Origin of the sequence: Psychrobacter sp. FME13, from assembly GCF_014861395.1 — a bacterium.
Classification (GTDB): Bacteria; Pseudomonadota; Gammaproteobacteria; order Pseudomonadales; family Moraxellaceae; genus Psychrobacter.
On the sequence record NZ_RRYV01000034.1, the window covers coordinates 1 to 21,795 of the forward strand.

The 21,795-nt window shown below is 41.7% G+C and carries 13 protein-coding genes; 7 read left to right on the plus strand and 6 right to left on the minus strand.

Annotated elements, in window-relative coordinates; translation table 11 throughout:
* The 3 genes from EI164_RS06475 to EI164_RS06485 form a co-directional block, all read left to right on the plus strand.
* Positions 1–321, plus strand: a 321-nt coding sequence (locus EI164_RS06475; protein WP_192519168.1) for a transposase, incomplete at its 5' end; no start/stop codon positions are given.
* A gap of 515 nt (positions 322–836) precedes the next feature.
* Positions 837–2,519 carry an exonuclease SbcCD subunit D C-terminal domain-containing protein gene (locus EI164_RS06480; protein WP_192519169.1) on the plus strand — a complete coding sequence of 561 codons (1,683 nt, stop codon included), beginning with the start codon at positions 837–839 and terminating at the stop codon, positions 2,517–2,519.
* 79 nt (positions 2,520–2,598) lie between these two features.
* Positions 2,599–6,528 carry an AAA family ATPase gene (locus EI164_RS06485; RefSeq protein ID WP_192519170.1) on the plus strand — a complete coding sequence of 1,310 codons (3,930 nt, stop codon included), beginning with the start codon at positions 2,599–2,601 and terminating at the stop codon, positions 6,526–6,528.
* Positions 6,529–6,786: 258 nt separating this feature from the next.
* Here the strand turns inward: EI164_RS06485 and EI164_RS06490 are convergent, their stop codons facing one another.
* Complete coding sequence (locus EI164_RS06490) at positions 6,787–11,634, minus strand: NAD-glutamate dehydrogenase (protein ID WP_192519171.1); 4,848 nt, start codon at positions 11,632–11,634, stop codon at positions 6,787–6,789.
* A 464-nt stretch (positions 11,635–12,098) separates the two neighbouring features.
* Between EI164_RS06490 and purD the strand changes: the two genes are divergently transcribed.
* Together purD and EI164_RS06500 are read left to right on the plus strand one after the other, a co-directional pair.
* The gene (gene purD, locus EI164_RS06495) at positions 12,099–13,427 is read left to right on the plus strand and encodes a phosphoribosylamine--glycine ligase (RefSeq protein ID WP_192519184.1); all 1,329 of its coding nucleotides are present in this window, start codon (positions 12,099–12,101) and stop codon (positions 13,425–13,427) included.
* Between the two features lie 428 nt (positions 13,428–13,855).
* On the plus strand, positions 13,856–15,250 hold the full coding sequence (locus EI164_RS06500) for an ABC1 kinase family protein (RefSeq protein WP_192519172.1): 1,395 nt from the start codon (positions 13,856–13,858) through the stop codon (positions 15,248–15,250).
* A 137-nt stretch (positions 15,251–15,387) separates the two neighbouring features.
* On the opposite strand, the gene EI164_RS06505 is transcribed toward EI164_RS06500, so the two are convergent.
* The gene (locus tag EI164_RS06505; protein WP_192519173.1) at positions 15,388–16,062 is read right to left on the minus strand and encodes a DUF938 domain-containing protein; all 675 of its coding nucleotides are present in this window, start codon (positions 16,060–16,062) and stop codon (positions 15,388–15,390) included.
* Between the two features lie 234 nt (positions 16,063–16,296).
* Here EI164_RS06505 and EI164_RS06510 point away from each other — a divergent pair, with 234 nt between their 5' ends.
* The gene (locus EI164_RS06510) at positions 16,297–16,488 is read left to right on the plus strand and encodes a DNA gyrase inhibitor YacG (protein ID WP_192519174.1); all 192 of its coding nucleotides are present in this window, start codon (positions 16,297–16,299) and stop codon (positions 16,486–16,488) included.
* A gap of 43 nt (positions 16,489–16,531) precedes the next feature.
* Entirely contained in the window at positions 16,532–17,713 is a 1,182-nt protein-coding gene (locus tag EI164_RS06515; RefSeq protein ID WP_192519175.1) for an aspartate aminotransferase family protein, read from the plus strand.
* A 119-nt stretch (positions 17,714–17,832) separates the two neighbouring features.
* On the opposite strand, the gene EI164_RS06520 is transcribed toward EI164_RS06515, so the two are convergent.
* The 4 genes from EI164_RS06520 to EI164_RS06535 form a co-directional block, all read right to left on the minus strand.
* Positions 17,833–18,885: an iron-containing alcohol dehydrogenase gene (locus tag EI164_RS06520; protein WP_192519185.1), complete on the minus strand. Its 1,053-nt coding sequence runs from the start codon at positions 18,883–18,885 to the stop codon at positions 17,833–17,835.
* 112 nt (positions 18,886–18,997) lie between these two features.
* Positions 18,998–19,156, minus strand: coding sequence for a hypothetical protein (locus EI164_RS06525; protein ID WP_192519176.1), 159 nt, complete (start codon positions 19,154–19,156; stop codon positions 18,998–19,000).
* A gap of 213 nt (positions 19,157–19,369) precedes the next feature.
* A complete protein-coding gene (zigA, locus tag EI164_RS06530) occupies positions 19,370–20,590 on the minus strand; it encodes a zinc metallochaperone GTPase ZigA (RefSeq protein WP_192519177.1) in 1,221 nt (406 codons plus the stop codon).
* A 282-nt stretch (positions 20,591–20,872) separates the two neighbouring features.
* A complete protein-coding gene (locus EI164_RS06535; RefSeq protein WP_225739154.1) occupies positions 20,873–21,694 on the minus strand; it encodes a D-Ala-D-Ala carboxypeptidase family metallohydrolase in 822 nt (273 codons plus the stop codon).
* Positions 21,695–21,795: the final 101 nt, after the last annotated feature.

The following is a 21,795-nucleotide window of genomic DNA, read 5'->3' on the forward strand; positions in this document are numbered from 1 at the left end:
TTTGGGGATAGAGGCTATATCAGTAAAGCCCTAAACGAGTGGCTCACAAAACACAATGATACCACGTTGATAACCAAACTTCGGCGTAATATGAAACCCCAATTACTTGAGCCTATGGATGAGGCACTACTCAATCATCGCTCTTTGGTTGAAACGGTGTTTGGAGAGCTTAAAAACTTGTGCCAAATCGAACACTCACGCCATCGTAGTGTCACGGGGTTTATCACAAACTTGCTGTCAGGTTTAATTGCTTATTGCTGGTTTCCCTATAAACCCACCATCAAAAACATGCCTCAGCAAGGGCAGGTGGCTACATTGTAAATAGTATCAATGAGTTACAATGTGGCTTATCCCGAACTGGGGTTACACTACTACCCGGTGAAATGTTATGACCGTAAGTCAATTTAACTCCGTCATGGTTTGAAATAAAACCTGAGTGATGTACAAGTAAATGATTACGTCTGATTTCGATATAACCTAACAGGTAAATGATAGTGAAAATTATGATGATGTATTTTTTCATTGTTATTTTACACCGTGATTTATCTTTTAATAACTGTCTATAAACGCTGTGTATTTGATTCGCTTTAAAATTTACATTGTTTTGTTTACATCGTTTCCAAACCTATCGTTATCAACGTATCGATTTTAATCTATACAAGACCTATAGTAGACAAAAGATTATACTTTTTTGTTTAGCTATTACTATTCCTCCAGTAGGAAATGACGTTAAATACCCCTCCAAAGACAGCAAAACCAGACAATTCTTGCTAAAATAATCACTGCATTACTCTTCCTCATTTAGCCAAATTCAGCCAATTATATTAAGTGCCCCTATGCCCGTACTCGCTGCCTTACCATTAACTATTTTGCACACATCCGATTGGCACTTAGGACGACGGCTTTATGGACATATGCGCTATAGCGAATTTGAAGCTTTTTTAAGCTGGCTTGAAGAGACCATCAGTACGCAAAAAGTCGATGTATTAATCGTCGCTGGTGATATCTTCGACACCATGACCCCAAGCAATAGAGCCCAAGCGCTGTACTATGAGTTTTTGGGTAAGGTATCAAAATCTTGCTGCCAACATATCATTATCGTGGCAGGCAATCATGACTCCCCAACATTTTTAGACGCACCCAGTCAAATCCTAAAGTTTTTAAACGTGCATGTGATCGGTACTGCTTGCGATGATGTCAACGATGAAGTGCTGTTGTTAAATAATGCTCAAGGCGTGCCTAGCTGTATTATCGTAGCGGTACCTTATCTGCGCGACCGCGATGTTCGTAGTAGCGGTGCTGGCGAGTCTATGGACAGTAAAGACGCCAGCGTGATTAATGGTATTTGTGCTCATTATGATGCCGTAGCAGCCATTGCCAAATCGCACCAGCAGACCATTATCAAAACACATAATCGTCACATTCCCATTATTGCTACTGGTCATTTATTTGCATCAGGTGGTAGCACCACTGCTGATGATGGCGTGCGTGACTTATATATTGGTAATTTGGGGAAAATCTCTGCCGAAATGTTCGACGAGTGCTTTGATTACGTGGCACTGGGCCATTTGCACGTGCCGCAGCGTGTGGGCGGGCGCGAGCATATTCGCTATTCAGGCTCACCTATTGCCATGGGATTTGGTGAAGCCAAGCAGCAAAAACAGGCCTTACTGATACAATTCGGTGCAGCATTAGACGATATTAAAGAGAATATTGATAACAAAAGCCATCATGAAAGTATAAGTGAAGCTCCAGCGGCGAACCTAACCTCTGATATGGCTCAACTTAGTAATACATCTACCAAGCCTGAGGTATCAGTAGAAAAACCCACGACCAAAAAGGCAGACAGTCAAACCGACTTTATCGATGACTTATTTGGTTTTGATGACGCAATAATAGACGAGTCGATATCAAGCGGAAAGACTAACAACAGCGCTCAGGAAGACATCGGTATTGAAGCAGAGAGTAGTAGTGAAGACAACAACACTGAAGAAAAGGCCACCCAAACAGATATAGCTCAGAGCATCATCGGTATTTCAAAGTCAACGCCTTTAACTTTTGCGTTCGCTGCTCAACTACTCCACCATGATGTTGAACGTCAGATGCAAGTGTTATCCTTACCTATTCCAAGATTCCAAAAATTAGCACAAATATCTGGCGATTTGCAGACTATTCAACAAACAATCGACAGCACCATTCAATCTTTAGCACCGAGCGAATCGGTTTGGCTTGAGCTCATTTATACCGGTGACGATATTGTCAGTGACCTACGTGAGCAAATTCAAGTGATGGTCGATGGCTTGCCTTGTGAGGTATTGAAAATAAAAAACCCTCGTACTTACAACAAGGTATTGAATCAAGAGGCGGCTTCTGAAACCTTACAAGACTTAAATGAGATGCAAGTATTTGAGCGTTGTTTGAGTGCTAATGAGGTGACAGATGCGCAAAAGCTGACCTTACGTGATGCTTACGCACAAATTATTCATAACATTCATAATGACGATACGCAGGCTGAATAATCAAACCTTAAGTATCATGCTTTGAAGCATTAACTTTACTTTAAAATAACAACTGTTCCAATAATGATAAGACCCAACCATGCGCCTAATTGAACTACGACTAAAAAACCTAAACTCTCTAAAAGGTGAATGGCACATCGATTTTACGAATGCCGCTTTTATTAATGAAGGTATATTTGCCATCACAGGACAAACGGGCGCTGGCAAGACCACCATTTTAGATGCGATTTGTTTGGCACTATATAGCCGAACTCCTAGGTTGGGTGATATTACGGGCTCAGCCAATGAGATGATGACCCAAGGTACAGGCGAGTGCTCAGCCGAGGTAGTGATAGAGATCGGTGATAAGCATTATCGCTGCTCATGGTATCAGCATCGAGCGCGCAAAAAAGCCAAAGGTAATTTACTACCCATCAAGCATGAGATCAGTGATGTCAAAAGCGCAAAAGTATTAGAAGAAAAAAAATCAAAAACAGCCGTCTACATCCAAGACTTAATTGGCATGGATTTTAACCAATTTACCCGCTCCATCATGCTGGCACAGGGCAGCTTTGCCGCTTTTTTAAAGTCCGATGTCGCTGATAGAGCGGCCATTCTAGAAAAAATCACTGGTACAGCCATTTATGCCGAGATATCTAAAAACGTGTTTGAAAAAAAACGACACGAAGAAAACCAACTGGCCAAACTACAAGCAGGTATCGACAGCTTACCCTTATTAAGTGATGAAGATGAGGCGCAGCTGCGTGTGGAATTAACCACTCTCAAGCAGGAGCAAGCCGTACAGCGCGAAGCCTTTAAGGAAGTGAGCGATCAACTGCAATGGTTGGATAAAGTCACAGAATTACAGCAAAATCTGACCAAGCACCAAGGATTAATGGCAGACGCGTTGCAAGCGCAGCAAGACTTTGTGCCAGAATCCATGCGTTTGGATGCTGCCAATAAAGCGTTAGAGATTGACAGTCCGTTTCGAGAGCTGACTTATAGCCGCAAAAAAGTGCAAGACCTACAGACAGAAAACACCACCATCACTCAGGAACTACCAACACAACAGGCATCTGTTTTAAAAGCTAATAATGAGTTACACACTGCTACTACCATAGAGGCGCAAGCGACAACAGCACTGAATGACACCCTACCAGTTATCACAAAAGTGCGGGATCTAGATAGCAAAATTAATCAGCAAGCTCGATTGTTAGCAGACGACACCCAACGCAAAAACATGCTGGCTACGAGCATGCAGAACTTACGTCAACAAATCGACACACATCAACAAACCGAAAGTGATATTAAACGTCAGCTTAACCATATAGAAAAATACTTTAGCGACTATCCAGAGCTCAATAATTTAGACAGCGACATACCCACTTTTAATGACAACTGTATTCGATTAAAAAATATTTTAACGAATAATATCAGCCTAACAGCAGACAAAGCCACACAGCATCAGCAAATGCGTGAGCGACAAGACAATGCGGATACATTATCAAAAAAACTAGAGACAGATAAGTCATCAATTTCGCAGCAACGTACGCAACTTGCCAGCTTACAACAGCAGCAAGGTGCTCTGATGAAAGGCCAATCGGTTGCAAGTATGCGCAGCGAGCAAGAACAGATTGGTCAAATAAGCGCTCATATTGAGCAAGTAGGTTTTAAGCTACAGCATTTATCTGAAATATCTGACCAAATCAGTCAGATTGACCTGACACTGCCAGCACTAAATAAAGAGCTGGCTACGTTAGCAGACTCGATTGTCCAACGTCGGTCAAACTTACAAGAAGCTAAATCCAAACAGCAAGAAAAACAGGAGCATCTAAGATTACTACAGAAAGTCGCCAAGCTTGAAGATTACATCATAGAGCTAGAAGACGGTACACCCTGCCCGCTTTGCGGCGCGCATGAACATCCTTATGGTAACGATCATCCATTATTAGATAAGCATGCAGACGGTGATAAACCTCAGTCGCAAATGCAACAAACACTGCAGCAAATAGATGATCTAGATACGTTGATCGAAAATATCGAGCAGACCCTATCTAACGATAATATTAAACATGCGACAAAACAATCAGCCATCAATAGCGAACAGCAGCAGTTAGCGAATCTGCAGACACGAACAACAACTCTAGCCAGTGATATTCAGTCTGTTTTGGTCTCAATACTGCATACTCAAAATACGTATACCCAAGCGCTTGCTGAGATTATCCATCCACTGACTGAGATGAGTGACTTTTATAAAAGCGCTAATGCCTTTGACACGGCTCATATTGAGCATTTTACCGCGATATTAAACAACACCAAACAGCAGCTCAATCAACAAAAGCAGTCGACTCATACCATACTAACTGAATATGATGCTCAGGCAGAACAAATCATAGCGCTTAACAGAACGATTGAGGCCGATGAAAAACAGCAACAGGCGCTGATTAATGAGGTAAACAGTATAACGACTGATATAAAATTGATATCACAAAAAATTGAAGGTATAGATAACCGTATTAATGTTAATTTTGCTGAATTGGCGCCTATTATAACGGCGGTCTGCGCGCAAGTAGATAGATATCCCATTGATAAATACAAAGCGTATTTGAATACAGCACCGAACCGCGCAGACATTCAGGCAGCACTCTCGCAACTACATCATAGTATTCAAACGCAGGCAGTATTAAGTAAGACTGAATGTGACACTCACATCGATCAACTACGCCAGAAAAGCAGTGCGCTAAAGGAATTAAAACAAACCCTTAATGAGCAAACCGACCAACAGCATCAGCTGAATAACAATCTAAGCAGTATCACCGCACAAATTGATACCAAGCAACATCAGCTGGCAAGTGAAGAAGCCGCACTCCAGCAATTAGACACTTTAATTAGCGAGCATACTAAAACGCATCAGCAATTACAGGCAGAGAGACACAGGCTATTTGCAGATAAAAACCCTGATCACGAGAGCAATCGACTACACACAGCGCTAGATGAGGCAAAAAATAAGACCGCTATCGTACAACGGCAGGCCGATAATGCGGCACAGTTGCTGGAGCAATCACAATTGCGCGCGCAGCAATTGGCAAGAGACCTTGATATTGCCACGACCATACTTAATGAGCAGCAAACGAATTTTAACGCGTTATTGGCACAATCACAGTTTACAAGCGAGGCTGATTTTGAGCAGGCACGACTGCCAAAAGAGACGCGTGATGATTTAAAAAACCGCCAGTTTGGTATTGAACAAGCATTAAACCAGACCAAAGCCCAATTACAAGCCACGCAGCAATCATTGGATGATCAGCTTGCCAATCCTTTAACTGATGAACCAAGAGACGTACTCGCTGGCAAGCAGAACCAGCTACAGACAGAGATAGACACTCGTTTTGGTGCATTGGGTGCTATCGAACAACAGCTTACAACTAATGAGCAGCAAAAAACCGTACAGAGCGAGCAGCACACTGCTATCGCTGCACAAAAAGAGACCATGCAAGTATGGCAACAGTTGTATGATTTGATTGGCTCCGCAGATGGCAAAAAATACCGTACCTTTGCGCAAGGCTTAACCTTTCAGGTGATGATTGACCATGCCAATAAACAGCTAACAAAAATGAGCAATCGCTACTTACTCATTCATGATGCAGATAACGCATTAGAGCTTAACGTGGTTGATGATTATCAGGGCGGTGATATCCGCAGTACCAAAAACCTATCAGGCGGTGAAGGTTTTATCATTAGCCTAGCATTAGCACTAGGATTGTCACAAATGGCCAGTCAAAACATACGAGTGGACTCGTTATTTTTGGATGAAGGGTTTGGTACACTAGATGAAGAGTCGCTCGATATCGCGCTTGATACCCTAACCAGCCTGCAACAAGAAGGCAAAATTATCGGTATTATCTCTCACGTTCAAGCGTTAAAAGAACGTATCTTGACGCAAATTAAGGTCGAAAAAATCTCTGGTGGGTTTAGCCAAATTAGCGGACAAGGCTGTCGTAAAGTGGAAGACGCTGCAGCCAGTAAGTAATAGTGAACATCATATCTATAGCCGATCCACTATAAAACAAATACATCGATACGGATTATATTTTGCGCCGCCTCCTGCGTAGGCACAGCAAGAAAGGCGTAACCCGTATCGTGTGGTTGACTCTCTTTTATTTGAAACTGATTATATTCAGTGAATAAATAAACCGCTCATAATAAAAACCCACCGCTATTTAATAGCGGTGGGTTTTTTTGCAAATAAATTATGGTTTAGATAGCTGGCTATCTATTTATCTACTACTTATTTGGTCACCAAGCCACTCAACTCACTCATCAATACTGACAATGTTGACAGCGTGATCTGACGGTTTTCATCATTGGCATACAACTGATCTAATTTGCTCATTTCTGCTGTGACAGATGTCAAATGATCTGAATGGCGTGAGTACCACTCATCAAATGCTTGTTTCGCATCTGGTTTGGATAAGATAGCATCCATCAGTAGACGCAAACTACGTGACAGCTCATTCATTAATGCATGGCGAGCACGACGATCCCAATAACCTTGCTGCGGTAAAGTCGCGATGTTATCCGCCATCCAGTCTAGTTGCAAGACATGATAAGCCTCAAAGTATAAGGTTGCAATCTCATCGACAGGACGCTCATATAGTTCTGCTAAGAGCGCTGTATCAAGCGCATCCACATGATAAGGCATCATAGCAAATAACGCCGCATCACTGTTAGACAGGTCGTCTTGCATCAATTTGGTGGTATCTTTTTGTAAATACTCTGCAAATTTCTGCTCAATAAACCCATCTGGTTTGGTCAGTTTTTCAACACTGTCATTAAATCGGCTGATCATATCAGAGACTTGCAAATCTTGGCCAAAGGCATTGATAAACCAAACAACGCCACTCTCAAGCGAATCACGTAGACGTAGTTCAAGGCTTAGCAACACAGTAGCATCGATTTGATTGTCTAATGATTCAAGCGTTTTCCAAGCTTTTGATACATCAAAGACATCACGGCTGATCGCATAACCACGCACGATGGTAGCAAGCGACTGATCTGTTTCCTCGAAAAGACGGAACAATGCTTCGATGCCTAGGCGGTTAACCACACTATTGGTTAGATAAGTACTAATGATTTCGCGATGCAAGCGATGCTCGGTCATCTCATCGAAGAAACGTGACGCCAGCTCATCTGGGAAGTACTTACGTAGCTCATTAATGAAGTAAGGATCGTCTGGCAAATCAGAAGACAATAAGTTGTCGTATATCCACATCTTGCCATAGGCCATCACGACTGCCAGTTCAGGGTTGGTCAGACCGGTATGAGATTTTTGACGTTTGGCAATTTCTTCATCAGATGGCAAGTATTCAATTGCACGATCCAGACGCCCTTCACCTTCTAGCATCTGAATAAAGCGTTGGTGATCGCTGAGGTTCGCTGATGCACGAAGTTGACTCAGCTCAATTGCCTGAGGTTGCAGATAGTTCTGGCGCAGTACCAGCTCTGCTACGGTGTCGGTCATACTCTCAAGCAGCTCATTACGTTGCTTAATCGTCATATCGCCTTGCTCAACGATCTTACCTAGTAGGATTTTGATATTGACTTCATGATCCGAGCAGTTAACACCGCCTGAGTTGTCGATTGCATCTGTGTAGATACGTCCACCGGTTTGAGCGTATTCGATACGACCTTGCTGAGTTAGACCTAAGTTACCACCTTCACCAACGACGGTTGCACGTAGCTCATTACCATCAATACGTAGTGAATCATTCGCACGGTCACCAACGTCAGCATGCGTTTCGTTCGCACTTTTGACATAAGTACCGATACCACCATTCCAAATAAGATCGACAGGAGCGCGTAGTAACGCACTAATCAAATCATTCGGTGCAAGGCTGTCTTCACTAATATCAAAGAGCGATTTCATCTCAGGACTGATAGTGATGGTTTTGTCTTGGCGTGAGAAGATACCACCACCTTGACTGATTAATGACGCTTCATAATCTGCCCACGATGAGCGTGGTAATTCAAACAAGCGTGCACGCTCAGCGTATGAAGCCACAGTGTCTGGATTAGGATCAATAAAGATATGTAGATGGTTAAATGCAGCGACCAGCTTGGTATGTTTTGAGAGCAGCATGCCGTTACCGAACACATCACCGCTCATATCGCCGATACCGACTACGGTAAAGTCATCACGGTTTTGGATGTCCATACCGCGCATACGGAAATGACGTTTAACCGACTCCCATCCACCGCGAGCTGTGATACCCATTGCTTTATGGTCATATCCGACTGAGCCACCTGATGCAAAGGCATCATCTAGCCAGAAGTTGTACTCTGCTGCTAGTGCATTGGCAATATCAGAGAAAGTCGCTGTACCTTTGTCTGCTGCGACAACTAAGTACGGGTCATCTTCATCATGGCGTACCGTATTGGCTGGCGGGATGATTTTGCCATCGACAATATTGTCCGTGACATCAAGCATACCGCGCAGGAATGTTTGATAACAAGCAATACCCTCTGCTTGAAACGCTTCACGACCATCAGCCATAGATTTGGTTTTGACGATAAACCCGCCTTTTGAGCCAACTGGCACGATAACAGCGTTTTTGACCATCTGAGCTTTGACCAGCCCAAGCACTTCAGTACGGAAGTCTTCCATACGATCTGACCAGCGCAGACCACCACGGGCAACTTTACCACCGCGTAAATGTACGGCTTCTACGCGCGGCGAGTAAACAAATATTTCAAACATTGGTTTTGGTTTTGGCAGGTTAGGAATATCTGCTGCCAAAAACTTAAATGACAAACGGTCTTTGCGTTGCCCGTTTTCATCTGTTTGATAAAAGTTAGTACGAACCATGGCGTTGATCAAATCCAAATACCAACGCAAGATAAGATCTTCGTCTAGACTATCTACATCTGCTAGCGCTGCGATGATTTTTTCTTGTATCTGCGCAGCTTTCTGTGTTCGCTCGTCTTCGTTGTGTTCTGGATTCATGCGGGCATCGAATAGGCTGGCTAGCGCTACACTGATATCGCTGTTTTTGACCACAGTTTGTTGAATGTAATTGCTAGAGAATGGTGCTCGAGCTTGTAACATATAACGCGATAATGCTCGTAATAAGACCACGCCATAGGTGTCCAAGTTGGTCGTCAATACCAGCTCATTAAAGGAGTCGCTTTCAACTTTTCCAGCCCAAATTTGTTTGAGACTGTCTTCAAACTGACCGCGTACCACTTGCATATTGACAGTATCAACATGCTCAAGCGTCAGCTCATACTCTTGCATCCAAATAGGCTGCTCTGGCAAGTCAAACTCATAGGTTTGTGCTGAGATGACTGATACGCCGAAGTTTTCGAGGATTGGCAAGACCTTGGACAAGATGACAGGTTGCTCACGACCGTAGAGTTTTAGATGCAGCTGGTTACTTGCATCACCTGTTGATTGGTACAAGTGCCAAATCATTGGTTGCTCTGTCGTCAATACCGCCAAACGCTTGGTATCTTCAACGGCAGTACGAGCATCAAAACGCTCTTGATATGCGGCGGGAATATAGTTTAAGAATCGACGATTTAAAGCATTGGCTTGTTGTTCACCGACATTATCGAGCAGTACTTTCTGATAGTTATCAGTCCATGATTGCATCAACTCGGATAACTTAGCCTCAAGCGCAGGTGTATCAACCTCATTTACTTGACCTGGTACTGTGCGCACATGGACATGGACACGAGCATGTTCAGATTCATTGAACTCAGTGGTAAAGCCAGACGAAGTTCCGCCATAAGCATCTTTTAGTACGTTTTGCACCTTGATACGCAGTTCAGTATTGAACTTGTCACGTGGAATATAAACTAAGCAAGACACAAAACGTTGATAATGATCAATACGGCTGAATAGGCGCAGACTCTTTTTGTCTTGTAACTGACTGATACCCGAAACGATTGGATATAACTCTTCAACGCTGGCTTGAAATAAATCATCACGCGGCAAAGTATTAATAACATGCATCATTTTGTGATGTGCATGACCATCACGTGGCAACTCTGCCATCGCCATTATTTTATTAGCTTTTTCACGCAATAATGGTATTTGTTGTACAGTCAGTTGATACGCTTGTGAGGTTAACAAGCCAATAAATCGATACTCCCCAACCAGTTTACCGTTATCATCAAACTTATGAATACCCAAAAAGTCCATGTATACAGGACGATGTACAGGTGATACACGACTTGACTTAGAGAGCATCAATACTCTTGGCTCAGTCAATAGTTGCTTTAATACTTTAGGTAGTTGGCTAAAACTTTGTGATAATTTATCTTCTTCAGAACCACGTAAGAGACCCAAACCGCTATTACCAATAGCAAATAAATCTAAGGCAGTAGGATTCTTATCCACCTCTACTGCTTGTCCACCTTCTAAGCGATACTCTCGATATCCGAGAAATATAAAATGATCGTCTAATACCCAATCTAAAAACGCCTGTATTTCTTGATGAGAATAAAATGCTTCTGGTAACTGTTTATGAGACAGCTCATCTTTAATATGAGTCAACTGTGCTCGCATCTGTGCCCAATCACCAACGACTGTATCTAGCGTATCAATTTTTGCTCGTAGCATCTGCTGTAAAGATTCTAAGTCTTTGTTATCTTGATAAGCAATCTCACAATGAATCAAAGACAGATGAGACGTCGCACTTTCATTGGCACTTTCAATATGCGTAATTTGATCATTATCATCACGTTCAACATTGATAATAATATTATAAGTACGATGAATATCGATACCTTCCGCTTCTAAGCTCATCAAAATTGTATCGACTAGGAAAGGTCGATCATAAGCCACAATTTGAATAACTGTGTGCGAGCTGTGAAAGTGCTGCTCTTCCGCTTTGGGGTTCAACACTGTCAATTGCGGGTAATTGCCTTCATAAGCTTTAAGCAGGGTAAAATGATGCAGCGCCATACCTGCTAGATCAGCATTATTGATATTTTTTGCCACTTCTTGATGCAAAGGTTGGTAGTAGCTATGAATAAAGTGATCAAATAGCGATTTGTCTTTTTGTACGTAACTGGTAGCAATATCGCTTATTTGGCTGATGCGCTCTGTTGCGATACTGAGAGAGTTTGGCATTTTATTTTTTCCTTTTTTATAGGTTTGGTTGATCCATTATTTATGTAAATTAAGTCATGCGTTTACTTACTAATACTGCCTGCATATATTGAATGTTGTTTATGCCGCGATGCAGTATATCCATTTATAAAAATTATTCTGTTTTTTATTACTTTTTTACGTTTCTCCCCTGTTTCTATTTTAATGTCATAGGGCTAAGTGATATTCAAGTGACCCTCACCCCCTTAATTTATTGAAGTGTAACGTAACTAAGGCGCTAGCAGACGTTTGCAACTTCATTTCATGAATTAGCAAGACATCAATAACCTTTTCTAATGAAACAGCTTTCGAATTTATAGGTGACTGCGCACTAGTAGGTGGATACTCATGGCAATCAGTACGACTTTTTTGTTAGAATATGCCGATGTATTTACGAGTGTGTGACTCACTCATTATTAATTTTAACGCTAAGGGCGAGACGTATGATGAATATTTTGGTGATTGGCTCAGGTGGTCGCGAACATGCGCTAGCATGGCAGTGCGCAAAAGACGATAAAGTCGATAATGTTTACGTCGCTCCTGGTAACGCTGGTACTGCACTTGAGCCTAAATGTCAGAATATTACTTTAGAACCAGTCGCTGGTGCTGATGAACACAGTGCTGTAATAAGTTTTTGCCAAGATAATGCTATCGACATGGTTATCATTGGACCAGAAGCACCTTTAGTCACAGGAATCGTTGATGCCTGCCGTGATGCTAATATCAAAGTATGGGGCCCGACTGCTTACTGTGCACAACTAGAAGGCTCAAAAACTTTCGCCAAAGAGTTTATGGCACAGAACAACATTCCAACGGCTGCTTATCAAGGTTTTACAGAAGCAACGGCTGCCAAAGCCTATGTTAGTAAACAAGGCGCGCCAATTGTTATCAAGGCTGATGGTTTAGCGGCTGGTAAAGGCGTCATCGTTGCCGAAACTATCGAGCAAGCACATGAAGCAATCGACGACATGCTAGCAGACAATAAATTTGGGGATGCGGGCAGTCGTGTGGTTATCGAGCAGTTTTTACAAGGCGAAGAAGCCAGCTTTATCTGCATGATTGATGGTGACAACATCTTACCGATGGCAACCAGTCAAGATCATAAGCGAGCCTTTGAAGGTGATACAGGACCGAACACTGGTGGCATGGGTGCCTACTCTCCTGCACCAGTTGTGACTCAGGATGTACATGACAAGGTCATGAGCCAAGTCATTCAGCCGGTGGTTGATGCCATGAAAAATGCTGGACATCCTTATACTGGATTTTTATATGCAGGCCTTATGATTGATGACGCAGGTGACCCTTATGTTATCGAGTTTAACTGCCGCTTTGGTGATCCAGAGACACAGCCCATTTTGATGCGTCTACAGTCTTCAATGGTAGATTTGGTCGAACAAGGACTGGCTGGTCAATTGCCTAGTGAGGCTAAATGGGATAAACGCCCTGCTCTGGGCATTGTTTTGGCGTCTAAAGGCTATCCAGAAACGTCTTCAAAAGGCGATGTTATTACTGGCTTACCAGCGTTAGGCAGCAATGATGACAATGCTGTGAAAGTATTCCATGCGGGCACTGCATTTTCTGACAGTAATGCTGGAGATTCTGAGAAAGAAGTCATTACCAACGGTGGTCGTGTGCTATGCGTAACGGCATTAGCAGACAATATTGCTGATGCTCAACAAGCAGCACTAGTTGTAACAGGTGCGATTAGTTTTGATGGTGCGCAATATCGCCGTGATATCGGTCACCATGCTGTTACTCGTGAAAACGCTCAATAATTGAGTGGTTTGTCTTAAATTAATAAAAAATTCTGCACTCTATTATTTGACCTAGCATGATGCTAGGTCTTATTTTTTTTAGATTAAAAATATAATATAGTCAAATCCATATGAATCCGCTACATCGTCATCCTCGCTGACCGTACTAATGTATCGCTTGCACTCGGTTTCCTTGTGTCGAAGTTATTTGAACTCAACTATATTAATGATCCTGCTGTTTTTCTAAAATTTAGCTTTCTAAAAATACTTATTTCTACAAAATTATATATTGTAAAACAACGTCGTACAGAGTAACTGCTATTAGCCTCTATGAGGCATCAACCAAGTACGTTTTATATGATACAATTTTGTACCTGTATATCGTATCTCCCTTGATTTGTAGTTCCCTTACCCACAAATCAGTACCAACTGACTGAATGATTATATTTATGGCAAATGATACGTCTAAATCGTCTAACAATAAGCAATCAATCGATACCCTAAAAACGTCAGGCTTTGAGCGTCGAATGTCGATTGCCAAAACATCTTTAAATATTGGTCGTCGTTGGGCAGGTAATAGCGTGTCTGGTATGTTCTTAGGTAAAGAAGCACGTACAGCTCGCAACCAAGCTTTTATGGAAGATCAAGCTACTTATCTTGCGGCAGAGCTTGGTAAGTTAAAAGGCTCTGTGGTAAAAATTGGTCAGATGTTAGCGATTTATGGCGAGCATATTTTGCCTCCCGAAATCACACGTGCATTGCAAACGCTTAACGATAATACCGCCACACTATCATGGCCAACGATTGAACAAACCTTACGTAGATTATTAGGCGATAAGTTAAATGACCTAGAGGTAGATCCAATTCCTATTGGAACCGCGTCACTTGCTCAAGTTCACCGTGCAACCGTATTAGAAACTGGTGAGCAAGTCGTGCTAAAAATACAATACCCTGGTGTGGCAGAAGCTATCAATTCAGATCTGTCTTTATTCAAGCAATTACTAAAAGTTAGTAATATTGTGCCGCAAACCCGTTCACTCGATGCGTGGTTTGAAGAGATACGCGACCTACTCCATCATGAAGTTGATTACGAAGCGGAAGCGGAGACCACAGAGCGTTTTTATGAGCGTCTCAGTCATGATTCACGTTATATAGTGCCTAAAATCAATCGAAACTACTCAAAAAAACGCCTATTGTGTATGTCTTATGAGCCTGGCATCACGGTAGTTTCCGAAGAGTTGCAGATGCTGTCTCATGAGCGTCGTAACGCGATTGGTCAAGCCGCTATTGAAATTATGATGCAAGAGATATTTGTTTGGGGCGAAATGCAAACTGATCCAAACTTTGGTAACTATTTGGTGCGCGTCAGTGATGACAAAGATGATATAGATAGGTTGGTATTATTGGATTTTGGTGCAATTCGTCAATTTGATAAACATCTATTGACCATTGCCCATGGTTTATTAAAAGCAGGTTATCATCATGACCATCAGGCAATGGTACTAGCGATGACTGGTTATGACTTCTTTGATAGCATGAGCGATAAAGTTAGATCGGATGTAGCTTCGCTGTTTTTGCTGGCGACAGAACCTTTTAGTGACCCTACTATAAACCCAGATATTCCAACTGACAGCTTGGATCAGGATAATCGTTATATTTGGGCCAACAGTAAACTGCATTCACGTCTATCAACTAAAGCATCAAAAGCCATGCAGTCTTTTGAATTTAATCTCCCACCAAAAGAATTTATGTTTATCAGCCGAAAATTTATTGGTGCGTATACTTTTTTGACAGTTTTGGACGCACATACCTACTCTGATAAGTTGGTAAAGCCCTTTTTATAGATTAAACGACGCACGATTTTTGAACTGCCCTTTAGTGGCAGTTTTTTTATGTATGGTTTTTTTTGCTTAGGCTATTTTATATTTTATTAAATAGATATACCTTAATCATCTGTCACCGTTTATTTTTATTACTTAGGCTATTTTTCTTCGTCAACACTCTCAATTCGCCAATCATCAAACCTTGTTTTATAGCCTTCTGGCTTAAAAATGCTCAGCTCCCAGCATGTCTCTCCACGCGCTAGATACTTGACTTCAAAATGTGTACGCTGACTGTCTGCCGCTACTTTATATCGAGTGTTTGGTAAGCACCATACCCTGGTTGCCTGCTGCTCTGCATTATCCATATATGCTTCAATATTGGTGACTAGCACAACTTCCCCGCCTACCTGCAAACGTGACAATAGAAACTCAAAAAAAGGCATATTCAACCATTGCTGATTGGGGTTATGCTGTTCAGGATTGGGATAAAGAATAAAGATTTTTACCAAACTGCTTGGTTTGATAGCATGCACTGTCCATGCAATGGCATCAGCATGAATCGCATCTAAGTTCGGTGAAGATTGTATTGCTGCTAGTTTGGCAAACGCTTCGAATTTGTTGCGTGTACGCTCAATCGCTATCAAATGCTTATCAGGATTGTGTGCTGCAAAACCAAGCGCATGCTTGCCCTTCCCTGCACCAATCTCTAATACCAAAGGGCTATGATTTTTATTATTAATGATATCTGGAATGATAAAGTCACGCGGTGCTGAGAGCTTTTGCGGTTGAAATACTCGCAATTTTTGATGCGTAAGCTCAATATTGTCAGTCATCTACTATCCTTAAAATATTTGTCTTTTGCCATTATTTGACCACATGCTATTATATAGTTAATCGGCTTTAATAGCAGGATTTGCCGTTTACTATTATTTGATATAATTTTTTGCTTAGGCTATTACTAATTTTCCTATTATTGGTTTTCTTCATGTCCCAATACTATTAAACCAGCTATATTTATTCACGATGTTTATTATACAAAAATCCTCGAGGATGCTCTCACACTTATTATGACCGAACCTACTCCCAACATATCTCCGAAGACTTATCCTTGCCCACGTTGCAACACTCAAACTGCATGGCAGGACAATAAATACAAACCGTTTTGCAGTAAGCAATGCAAACTGATTGATTTGGGCGCATGGGCAAATGAAGATTACACTTTGCCTGCGGAAACCACGCCTTTCTCTGACGAACTATAACTTCTAATTTTTTTATTCACTTATCATCCTAAGGATGTTTTACATGTCTGCTACTTACTTGATGCCCACTTACAACCGTCAACCGATTAGCTTTACACGCGGTTCAGGCAGTTGGTTATACACAAAAGATGACACGCCTTATTTAGATGCACTAACTGGCATTGCAGTTTGTGGACTGGGGCATTGCCACCCACATGTGACTGATGCCATTCGACAGCAAGCATCCATCTTGGTGCATACCAGTAACTTATTCGGTATCGACTGGCAAGAACGTGCAGGAGAAATCCTATGCACTGCCGCTCAGATGGACAGTGTGTTTTTTGCCAATAGTGGTGCTGAAGCAAACGAAGCGGCATTAAAAATGGCACGATTATATGCACATAAACAAGGATTCAAACGTCCAAAAGTCATTGTTATGGAGCATTCATTTCACGGTCGTACGCTACTCTCATTATCAGCCACTGCCAATCCCAAAGCGCGCGAAGGCTTTTATACATTAAATGAAGACTTTATTCGCGTACCATTTGGTGACATTGCGGCCATCCAACAGGCGGCACAAGATCACGATGAGATTTGCGCTATTTTTGTAGAGCCCATACAAGGTGAAGGTGGTCTCAATACAGCGGCCAATGGCTTTGCTTATCTTGAAGACTTACAAGCAGAATGTGAAGCTCATAACTGGTTGTTTATGATAGATGAGGTACAAACAGGTAATGGCCGTACTGGTAAGTATTTCGCTTATCAACACAGCAATGCACGCCCTGATGTGCTAACGACGGCTAAAGGGTTGGGTAACGGTTTCCCAGTTGGTGCTTGTATGGTAAGTGGCCGTGCCAATGGCTTATTTGGCGCTGGTAGCCATGGTTCAACTTATGGTGGCACGCCGTTGGCCAGTCGCGTGGTTCATAGTGTGTATGACGTATTAGCCAACAGCGATATTATGAATAACGCGGTCACCGAAGGGTTGTTTATTCGTGAGACGGTAGTCGATACGCTAGGACAGTATGACATCAGCAGTCGCGGTGCCGGTATGATGATTGGTATTGTATTACCTGAAGACATGGACTGTAGCCAGCTCGTAAATCGTGCTCGTGATGAACAGAATCTAATCATCAATGTCACAGGCGGTCATGTAATACGCTTATTACCGCCGCTTAATATGAATCGTGATGAAAGCACACAGGTGGCTGAGCGTTTGATCAACTTATTAAAACCTTCTGTTTAAGAGGTGGTTTTTTAAGACAGGTATACTCAAGTATGCCTGTTTTATTTCACCAACCGTTAAATATAAAAAAAGACATAAGCTTATCGGCTTATGTCTTTTTTATGGGCTAATAAGAAAAATTATGAACGGGCTTCAAACGCATCCTCAAAGATACCAACGATTTGTTCGTGATTTGCTTGAACAGGGTTAGTTAAACCACATACGTCTTTAAGTGCATTGGTCGCTAACTCGTCGAAATCTTCACGTTTAACACCAAGCTCTTTTAACGACTTCGGAATATTGACAATATCTGCCAGTTTTTTAATCGCGTCAATTGTATTCAAACCCGCTAAGTCGCTATTATTGTCACTTAAAATCTGACCAACGGTATTCAACCTTTCTGTAGCCGCTGATTCATTGAATGCTTCGACATGTGGTAATAGCAGCGCATTACATACACCATGCGGTAAATCATACATGCCACCTAATTGATGAGCCATTGCATGAACATAACCAAGTGATGCATTGTTAAATGCCATTCCTGCTAAGAATTGAGCATAGGCCATGTTTTCTCGAGCGACCATGTTTTTCGGTTCTTTTACGGCGGTCGGTAAAGAAGTTGCTATGAGCTCAATAGCTTTGACAGCACAGGCATCTGTAATCGGGCTGGCACCTGTAGATACATAAGCCTCTACTGCATGGGTCAATGCATCCATACCAGTCGCCGCCGTCAAACCAGCAGGCATATTAGACATGATACCAGAATCGTTAATCGACAAAATAGGCGTGACATTGGTGTCAACTATCGCCATTTTAACATGGGTATTCTCGTCTGTAATAATACAGAAGCGGGTCATTTCAGAGGCAGTACCTGCGGTGGTATTGATGGATACTAACGGCAGTTGAGGTTTTTTTGATTGGTCAAGGCCTTCATAGTCTTCAATCTTGCCACCATTGGTTGCAACCAATGCGATTGCCTTAGCACAGTCATGAACCGACCCGCCACCGAGCGATATCATCAAATCTGCATCAAATGATTTTAGTTCTGCAAGTCCTGCATCGACATTACCGACTGTTGGATTAGGCTGAACTTCGGTAAAAATTTTGACTTTTATGCCTTTTGATTCAAGGGGTTTTGTGACTTGATCTACGACACCGATCTTTTCGAGAATACTGTCAGTAACGATGAATATCTTTTTACAGTTGAGCTTTTCTAGGGTGTGTCCTCATTTTAAAAATGGTGATAAAAATGAGATAAATTGTCGTCAAACAAGGAAAACAGCGCAGATAATATCGAGATATTAGTCAGCTATTTGACGCCGTTTGGCAAGATTTAGCCATTTTTAACCTATTTAGATGGCTATCGATTGAATTGAGGACACGCCCTAGCTGCTCAATACCTTTTTCTAAAGCACCTTCACCGACTAAGTTGCTAGAAGGCATAAAAAATTGTGATAAAGCCATGGTAATATCCTTATTAAGTTAATCTAATTAAAAATTTGGCGTTTAGCTAAATAGAATAGTAATGATCCACTCCTTTAGACCACCAAAATTATCATATCATAACTTTGAAAAAAACAAATATTAATTTGTTATATTATATCATTATGGTCTATTTATTTACATAAGTGTTGTGAATCTTACTTCTAAGTAGAATACTTAAAAAAGTATGGTCCGTTAAGCAATCAATTTAGCCCACTCTGAAAATGGGTTATTCATCAACTGCCAATTTTTAGGACCTTGGGCCATTTCCTCATCGTTGAGCAAGCAATCATTGAACTTATCGATAAGATCTGACTCATCCATTTCTATACCAATCAACACAATTTCCTGACGGGCGTCACCTGTACTCTCGTCCCAATTACTTTCTATGATGTCACGATTCTGCTGATCTTGTGGCCACTCCTCTTCAGGAACTGTTGCCCACCAGTACCCAGCCAGACCATGTCTGGCCATCGCACCGGCTTGTGACCAAGAACCTGCCAGCTTAGGATTAGACGCGAGCCAAAAGAAACCTTTTGAGCGCACCACACCTTTCCATTCTGTATTAATAAAATCGTAAAAACGCTGCGGATGAAAGGGACGACGGGCTCGATAAACAAAACTACTGATGCCATACTCCTGTGTCTCTGGTATATGCTCTCCCCTAAGCTCTTTTAACCAGCCTGGTGCCTCAGAGGCTGCCTCAAAATCAAATAAGTTGGTATTCAAGAGCTTATCTAAATTGACCTGACCAAACTGAGAAACCTCAATTTTAGCTCGTGGATTTAAGGAATGAATAATCGCTAGTAGTCTTTCTTTCTCGTCATCTGAAATCAAATCCACTTTATTCAACACAATGACATCACAAAATTCAATTTGATCAATCAGCAAATCAACCACGGTACGCTCATCTTCCTCACCTAGTGACTCACCTCGAGATTGTATGCTGTCATAAGAGCTGTAATCTTTTAAAAAATTAAAAGCATCAACGACAGTAACCATGGTATCTAAACGAGCAAATTCATTCAGGGAGAAACCATCGTCATCTTCAAAAGTAAAAGTTTCTGCCACAGGTAACGGTTCAGAAATGCCTGTTGATTCGATAACCAGTTGATCAAAGCGATTGTCTTCTGCCAGACGTCGTACCTCTATCAACAAGTCTTCTCGCAAGGTGCAACAAATACAACCATTGCTCATCTCAACCAGCTTTTCATCGGTTCGGGACAGCTCGGCCCCACCGTCTCTGACCAATGCTGCATCAATATTTACTTCAGACATATCGTTTACGATAACCGCTATGCGCCTACCCTCACGATTATTCAAGATATGATTGAGTAGCGTGGTTTTACCTGCGCCTAAAAACCCAGACAACACTGTCACAGGCAGTTTTTTTTCGATGGCTAAAGAATTACTCATTGGCTCTCTCTTCTCTATCAATTTATATATAGTCAAATCTATATAAATCCGTCACATTGTCATCCTCGCTAACCATACTAAGGTATGGCTTGCACTCGATTTGCCTGTATCGAAATTATTTGAACTCAACTATATTTGTTATCAAAATCTGTTATCAAATATGCTTAAAGAATACTGCTTCTTAAATACTGGTTCTTAAATATGGTCATAACAAATTAGAATCCTTTAAAAATAGTGAAAATAGTGAAAATAGTGACGATTAGTCTAGAGTCTGTTGAGTATTCAAATTGAGACAGACAAGCAAGGAGAGGATCTACTACGATGATCAGGACCCCATGTGCGATAACCAGCACTATCAATATGAATTTGTCCAGAACTGTAAACTCCAAGCCCCATGTTTAACGCCGCTCCCTTCTCCTGCCAAAACGTACAAAGTCTTTTTTTAGTTTCTATAATCTGTATTGTCTCTAATGTATCTGGCGCTTCGCTTCCAATACGAAAATCTATGGCAGTATTCAATACGTGACGCGAGGTATCAGCACCTTTGGCGCAGCGGTTCAAATTAAAATTTCGATAAACGGATGTGACGGTAAAATCACGAACCACCTTGTCATCGACAAGCACTTTCATTATTTGAAGTGTGGGGACAATATTTGACCATAACTCTGTAGGTGGTATTTCAAACTCTGCGGCACCGCATTTTTCCCAGTCTCTAGCACTTTGAAAAAACTCATGATCTGGTACGTAGCCAACCAACCCCTTACTTTTTAAAAAAGAAGTGTATTCCATAGCCTGTTGCTGATTGACGCTGTCACTTAGCCATATACGGTAAGTGTCTGGAGTTTGTTTTTGATGAACTAGCTCTGAATTTTGTACTGAAGGCAAATGCACTAATGGGTCTTTTGCTTGTCTATGGGCGAATTTTTCACGTGACTGGTTGACCAAGTTTTTTTCTGAATGGCTCTGATTTGAATAATCATGGTTTGAGTGATTGCTTGGCATGACTGTCGGCACATACTGACTATCAACAGACTGATGGGCACAAGCTGTTAGAAAACATATAGGATAAAAAACGGAGCACAGAATAAAGACACTATATTTCATTTGAAGCCATCTACATTAAAAATGCACAGGTAAAACAGCAAGCATCGCTATACTTGCTAAGTATTTAGTTATGTTATAACATAACATTTTACAATTCAACT